The sequence below is a fragment of the Bacillus sp. JJ1127 genome, from assembly GCF_036965845.1.
Taxonomy (GTDB): Bacteria; Bacillota; Bacilli; order Bacillales; family Bacillaceae_G; genus Bacillus_A.
This window is the reverse complement of sequence record NZ_JBALQK010000304.1, coordinates 1-1,762: the sequence shown is the minus strand read 5'-3', so window position 1 is coordinate 1,762 and position 1,762 is coordinate 1. Positions and strand designations below refer to the sequence as shown.

At 33.5% G+C, this 1,762-nt stretch carries 1 protein-coding gene; it reads right to left on the bottom strand.

The features are described 5' to 3' along the window. Window positions 1-34: 34 nt before the first annotated feature. Window positions 35-1,138 (bottom strand): ETX/MTX2 family pore-forming toxin, encoded by a 1,104-nt coding sequence (locus V7183_RS23265; RefSeq protein WP_097899326.1) that lies wholly within the window; start codon window positions 1,136-1,138, stop codon window positions 35-37. Window positions 1,139-1,762 lie beyond the last annotated feature (624 nt).

Below are 1,762 nucleotides of genomic sequence, written 5' to 3'. Positions count from 1 at the left end.
AAAGTTTCTGGGGATGTTTATAGTTAGTTTTTTCTTATAAAGCTCCTTGTTGTGCTTTTGCTACGTATTCTTTATATGGCATTTCTTGTGGACTTTTATTTGAATCTTTTGGAGTGAATTTCACTTTTACAGCGGAATAATAACCGCCTTCTCCGCTAAACGTAAAGGGTGCGTTATTTACTTTTACTTTTTTGTTCTCATCATCAAAGCTTAAATAAGGTGGTAATACAGGAAGCCCATTTTTGAAAATAGCATACATATCTTCTGGAGTTAGAGTAACTTCTTCAGTATGCACTATATCATATGAATTTCCATTTTTCTTCACTATAGGAAGCTTTAAGGTTACACCCGCTAAATAAGCATCAGTTTGGATTGTTCCAGAGAATTTTGCTCTTTTGATTGAACCATAATAAGTAGTAGTTCCACCTGGAGCAGCAACTACAGGTTGTGATTTAAATGTAACGGATTTTTCATGAGTACTAGTATTTGTCACCGTATTATTAAAACTAAATTCGCTGTTAATGTTGACTGTCTGAGAAACTTCCCCTAAATCAAATGGAATCTTCACTTTAACTGTAGTTGATGATCCAATTCCTAGCTTCATTCCAGTTGAATTTGAATAACTCATACTTTCTGAAAATTTCTCTGTTGTTTCTGGTGTTTGAGCAGTTTGTGCTACAGTACCATCATCATTATTAATCGTTAATAAATTCGTTTGACCTAAATCTTCATAACTATCTACGGTTGGATTAACATCAAAATGTGACCCGACAATTCCCGCTTCTACTTTACTCAATTGATCCATTAAACCATAATTAATGGCAGGATATTCTGTAGTATTACCGTTTGGGTCAGTAAGGCTCGAAGCGCCTTTTTCACGTTGTATCCCTTCATCATCTGCTAATTTAAATTTCTGACGTAATTCAGGTGTATTCTCAATACCCCTCAATATCCTTTTGTAAAGATCTTTTTCTAAAGTTTCTTTCGTATAAGAAGTCCCATCATCATATATATTAGTGAAAGATGCTGGTGAGGACAGTGATTCTGCTGCATGAACTGCATTCGGTAAAGCAACAGCCCCTGTCCCTAACATACATGCAAGCGGAGCAACCATTAATAACTTTTTGTATTTTTTCATTTCTCTCTCTCCTTATGATAAATCTTGTCTAGTATACTAGTAATCTCTCGTAAAAAACGAAAATCTCAGATTGTTCTAAGTGTAAAATGTAATTGCTTGTTAGTTCTTCTAGAGCGTATGATAAGTTTCAAGAATATCGGAAAAAATTTCTCTCTTTCACTTGTTACAGGCTCCATTTTTGCGGCATCTCTAGGTTGTTTTCAATATTTGGATAATTTGAATGTAACCTTCATTTTTATTCAAAGGATACCAACACTGTTACTAGTGGACAGACCACTTAGAAATAGCGACTTATACCATTTCAAAAAACAAGTTGTAATTTCCAAGTTTAATTGAATATGGAGGGTGTTAAAAATCTGACTGAACACGCGATAGATAGCGATTCAAACGATTCTGGTGCAACTATATGAATTGCACTAGAATCATAACTTATACGATCAGCCCGAAATTGTGCATCAAAACTTTAAATAATACAATGTACATAATGTCATACTATAAAACCATTTCCCTAAACTAAAATAAAAGCTTGTTTATATTTGCAAATATTTTATTTCTTTTGTTTTTCATAGAGTGTAAGGACCTTACGCCTTTATTAAAACACTGCATTTTTGAAAAGTAAATCGT